Origin of the sequence: Moorena sp. SIO3E8, from assembly GCF_010692445.1 — a bacterium.
Classification (GTDB): domain Bacteria; phylum Cyanobacteriota; class Cyanobacteriia; order Cyanobacteriales; family Coleofasciculaceae; genus Moorena; species Moorena bouillonii.
Window position 1 is genome coordinate 1 of the sequence record NZ_JAAHHM010000262.1, and the last position, 4,682, is coordinate 4,682.

Annotated in this window: 6 protein-coding genes; 4 read left to right on the forward strand and 2 right to left on the reverse strand. The window is 43.7% G+C overall.

Going from position 1 to position 4,682, the window contains the following annotated elements; genetic code table 11:
- The first annotated feature begins 276 nt into the window (after positions 1-276).
- On the forward strand, positions 277-474 hold the full coding sequence (locus F6K46_RS38355) for a hypothetical protein (RefSeq protein ID WP_293068353.1): 198 nt from the start codon (positions 277-279) through the stop codon (positions 472-474).
- A 28-nt stretch (positions 475-502) separates the two neighbouring features.
- Positions 503-2,860 (forward strand): CHAT domain-containing protein, encoded by a 2,358-nt coding sequence (locus tag F6K46_RS38360; RefSeq protein ID WP_293068356.1) that lies wholly within the window; start codon positions 503-505, stop codon positions 2,858-2,860.
- On the opposite strand, the gene F6K46_RS38365 is transcribed toward F6K46_RS38360, so the two are convergent.
- Positions 2,812-3,063 carry a hypothetical protein gene (locus F6K46_RS38365; RefSeq protein WP_293068359.1) on the reverse strand — a complete coding sequence of 84 codons (252 nt, stop codon included), beginning with the start codon at positions 3,061-3,063 and terminating at the stop codon, positions 2,812-2,814. The two genes, F6K46_RS38360 and F6K46_RS38365, sit on opposite strands and share 49 nt — an antisense overlap.
- A gap of 214 nt (positions 3,064-3,277) precedes the next feature.
- Between F6K46_RS38365 and F6K46_RS38370 the strand changes: the two genes are divergently transcribed.
- Both F6K46_RS38370 and F6K46_RS38375 read left to right on the forward strand, forming a co-directional pair.
- Positions 3,278-3,754, forward strand: a complete 477-nt coding sequence (locus F6K46_RS38370) for a lipocalin-like domain-containing protein (protein ID WP_293068362.1) — start codon at positions 3,278-3,280, stop codon at positions 3,752-3,754.
- 51 nt (positions 3,755-3,805) lie between these two features.
- On the forward strand, positions 3,806-4,003 hold the full coding sequence (locus F6K46_RS38375) for a hypothetical protein (protein ID WP_293068365.1): 198 nt from the start codon (positions 3,806-3,808) through the stop codon (positions 4,001-4,003).
- A gap of 209 nt (positions 4,004-4,212) precedes the next feature.
- Here the strand turns inward: F6K46_RS38375 and F6K46_RS38380 are convergent, their stop codons facing one another.
- Positions 4,213-4,527 (reverse strand): type II toxin-antitoxin system VapC family toxin, encoded by a 315-nt coding sequence (locus F6K46_RS38380; RefSeq protein ID WP_293068367.1) that lies wholly within the window; start codon positions 4,525-4,527, stop codon positions 4,213-4,215.
- Between the last annotated feature and the right edge of the window lie 155 nt (positions 4,528-4,682).

The following is a 4,682-nucleotide window of genomic DNA, read 5'->3' on the forward strand; positions in this document are numbered from 1 at the left end:
TTGTTTCAGACGAGGATTTTTAAGAATTTTGGCATCTGCGATTAAGGGCATGCCTTTACCTACAGGTAGATTTATTCCCGATTTTTCTCCTGCCCCTGGATGAATCTTAAAAACATACCCTTGAAAGGCGGGGAGATGGGGAGATGGGGAGATGGGGAGATAGGGAGTAAGATCAGTTTTCCCTCTTGCCGATTCCGGATTCCCTCTTGCCGATTCCCGATTCCCGATTCCCAATTCTAAATTCTAAATTCCCGATTCCCGATTCCCTTAATTATTATGAAAAAACTATCATTTATATTTGCAATCGCATTAATAACCTGCTTCTTACCATCGGGTAAAGCATTATCAAATTCTCCAGCAATCACAACCAATTCCCGATTCCCGATTCCCAATTCCCGATTCCCAATTCCCGATTCCCGATTCCCGATTCCCGCTTCCCGATTCCCTAGACCAACAAGCCCAACACCTCTATGAAACAGGTCAATATCAAGAGGCGATACTGTTGTTAGAGCAAATGATTAGTAACTACACCGAGAGTGGCGACATTATTGGTCAGATTAATTGCTTAGTAAATCTAGCTTTAGTTTATCAAACCTTGGGAGACCTAGACCAAGCTAAACAAACACTATCCCAGAGTTTTAGCCAACTATCACAACTTGATAATACCACAGAACGTCAACAATTACAAGCCCAAATTCTAGAAGTACAAGGACAAGTATACTTATCACTAGGTCAGGGGGAAAAAGCCTTATCAACTTGGCAGCAAACGAGTGCTATCTACCAAGATATCGGAGACTTAACTAGATTCACGGAAAGTCAGATTTACCAGGTGCAAGCCTTACGAGTATTAGGGTTGTATAATCAAGCCACTAAAACCTTAACTGAAATCCAGGAAACTCTCCAAAACCAACCTGATAGCAGCCTCAAAAGTACCGCCCTCCAATACCTAGGTGATGTGCTGCGCCGAGTAGGTAAATTCAAAGACTCTCAAGCAATTTTACAACAAAGTTTAGCCATAGCGGAAAACTTACCAGATCAGACCTTGATTGCTGAAAATCTGCTCAGTTTAGGAGATACAGCTAGATTAAAAGGGGAAACAGAAGACGCTTTTGATTTCTATCAACGGGTTGTGGAGGAATCTCCCTTACCCCATCTGAAGATTCAGGGACAATTAAATCAACTGAGTGTATTGATAGCTAAACAAGAGTGGTCAGAAGCCAGAGCATTATTGCCAGCTATCGACTATACCTTAACTAAATTATCTCCCATTCAAACCGCCATCAATGCTAGAATTAAGCTAAGCAAAACCCTGTTAAAATCTAAAAACACACAACTCAAAACTCCCAACTCCCTGGCTACTTATCTCGCAGATGCTATTAAGCTAGCTAGGAATTTAGGAGATAAAAGAGCCGAAGCTGAAGCCATTGGTAACCTAGGGACATTATACGAAAACCAATCACGTCTTGATGAAGCCCAAGACTTGACCGAAAAAGCCTTACTAATTGCTCAAGAAATCCAGGCTCCGGATTTAGCCTATCAATGGCAATGGCAACTGGGCAGAATTCTCAACCTAAAAGAAGATAAAAAAGGCGCTCGCGCGGCCTATTCTCAATCCGTGCAAACCCTCAAATATATCCGTAGCGACCTAGTCGCCATTAGTAGCGATATTCAGTTTGGGTTTCGAGAGAGGGTTGAACCAGTCTACCGAGAATTAGTAGGACTACTCCTAGAACCGAATGCATCTCAAGAAAACCTCAAACAAGCACGAGATGTAATTGAATCCCTACAACTAGCAGAACTAGACAACTTTTTTCGGGATGCCTGTCTAGATGCTAAACCAGTTAATATCGACGAAATTGACCCGAAAGCCGCGATCTTCTATACCATTATCTTGCCAGACCGCCTCGAAGTAATTGTCACCTTGCCCGGACAACCTCTGCGCCAGATCACCACTAACTTACCTCAACCAGAAATAGAACACCAACTGGCTTCGGTAATCAGAAATATTACTAGCCCTTGGCGAGCTCTGAGAAAGGAAAACTTACAAACAATACACGACTGGTTAATCGGTCCGATTGAAGCCGAACTAGCCAACAGTAACATCCGCACTCTAGTATTTATCCCCGATGGGGCTTTGCGCAATATTCCCATGTCTGTGCTTTATGACGGGGAACGCTATTCCATCGAGAAATATAGTATTGCTGTAGCACCTAGTTTACAATTAATCGACTCTCAAGCCAATGTCAGACAAAACGTTTCGGTTCTAAGTGCTGGAGTGGCGGAAGTTCGTCCCCATCGTCCCAATTTAGGAGCACTGCCTGGGGTGAAGGTGGAATTAGAGAATATCAACGCCGAAGTTCCCTCATTGATTTTACTCAATGAGTCCTTTACTGAATCGAACTTCAATACAGAAGTTAATACCTCTGCTTACGAAGTCGTTCATCTGGCCACTCATGGTGAATTTAGTTCAGTCGCTGAAGAAACCTTTCTGCTGACCTGGGACGAGGAGATCAATCTCAATGAGTTAAATACTCTGATCTCAGCCGATCAAAAGCAAAAAAATCCCATCGAATTACTCGTCCTCAGTGCTTGTAGGACAGCCCCAGGAGACTCCCGAGCGGCGTTGGGATTGGCTGGAGTAGCAGTGCGATCTGGTGCACGCAGTACCCTTGCCAGTCTCTGGTCTGTGGACGATGTAGCCACTACAGAGTTAATGACTCGCTTCTATCAGAGGTTAGCTAAGGGCAATTTTACCAAGGCTGAAGCGTTACGTCAAGCTCAACAACAGCTGTTGCAGAGCGAGCAATTTAATCACCCCTTGTACTGGTCGGCTTTTATTTTGCTGGGAAATTGGTTGTAAGGAGTAGGGAGTAGGGAGTAGGGAGTAGGGAGTAGCGATGCAGCAAGGGAACAGGGGGTTTCCCCCATGAGCGACTGCATCAAGACGGGAGTAGGGAGTAGGGAGTAGGGTGTAGAGAGTAGGGTGTAGGGAGTAGGGTGTAGGGAGTAGGGTGTAGGGAATCGGGAATCGGGAATCGGCAAAAGCGATTGACCGTAGGTCACGCTACGCGATCGCATCCGGTGTCGGGTGCGTTATTAACGCACCAAGCCAAGGATAAAAATACTCTGGGGTGATATTTCGGTCGTGGTAACGATGTAGTGGTTTGGCTAGGATCTCGTAAAGGTAATAGGAGCTAAAATCACGAATTGTGTACGACTACCGTGTGGGTAAATAACTGATAACTGATAACTAATTTAAATACATAAGGATGAAAAGATGACAAACACTAATTTTGTTGGTACTTGGAAGCTGATTTATTGGGAAAGTAAAACTCCAAAGGGAAACGTTTCCCACCCAATGGGTAAAAATCCCATTGGTTATCTTACATACACAGAATATCAACATATGTCTGCTACCATTATGAGAGAAAATCGCCCGAATATTGATATTCCTACTGAAGAGCTTATCAAAGCAAGACAAGTCTTATTAAAACCCTGGTTATTAATCAATGGGTGGAAGTATATTAAAGGTATCTTTAGATATCTTCAGGCATCCACTAACTACATTTCCTATAGCGGTAAATATGAAATTAAAGGAAAAAAAGTCGTTCATCATGTGGAAGTTAGCCTTATTCCTGACTGGACTGGTACAGACTTGGAACGTACTTTTGAATTTTCATCAGATAGCAGGCTAGTATTGAGTGCACCTACTCAAGACGGCAATCATCATTATCTAACCTGGGAGCGCATCTAACTTAAGATTTATCGTCTGATCCAAAACAAAACTATAGCGTTTATCATAGCTATGAGGTACACATTATTTTTTCCCTCTTCCCTCTTCCCTCTTCCCTGCTCCCTGCTCCCTGCTCCCTGCTCCCTAAAACCCAGATATTTGTACCTCATTGGTATAAGACTTGCTATATTCGAGTGCGATGCTCTTTTAGTGCGTTCCCGTAGCGGCTCTGTTCCCGTAGCGTGGCCTTTGGCCTTAGAGGATATCTGAAAAGTTTTTTGATACTGAATTTTGCCCCCCTAGCCCCCCAAGCGAGCAATCCCTCGCTTGGGGGGAAGAGTCAATTTGCTTCTAAAAGTCCCCCAAAATTGGGGGACCAACGGGGGCTTGGATGTAGCAAATGATACTTCTCAGACAACCTCTTAAGACCATCGCTGTTGTGACTTCTTGGTTGTGTTTCAAGCAGGGAAAAAGTCAACTTAGTAATTCCCTAAGTAGTCAATGAATGGTAAATTCCCACTAACTGCATTATACAAGCGCAGATCTGCCGTGATGAACTTAGCTGTCATTGCCTCTGCTAAGGCTAGATAGAGGGCATCATAAACAGTCCGGTCAAAAGCTGCTCCCAAACTATAGGCTCTTGGTAGAATAGTTTTTGTCTCTACTGTTGGCAGAGAGAGTGCTAGTAGGTGGGCAATGAGACTATTTCCCTCTGGTTCAGTAATCAAACCTACTCTTTGTCTTTTCCAGATAATATTTCCGACTTCTGCTAGCATCAGTTCTGGTGCAATCAAATCTACTCTGGATAACTCCCAATCTTTACAGGGCTATTTCATTCTCATGAAAGCTAATAAATGCTAGGCTTACAAGTTAGCTGAGAGTTTCATGAGTGACCATGCGTTTGTCTGCCCAATCTGCCCCTGCTGTCTCAGTTCCTAGCCTCACCCCA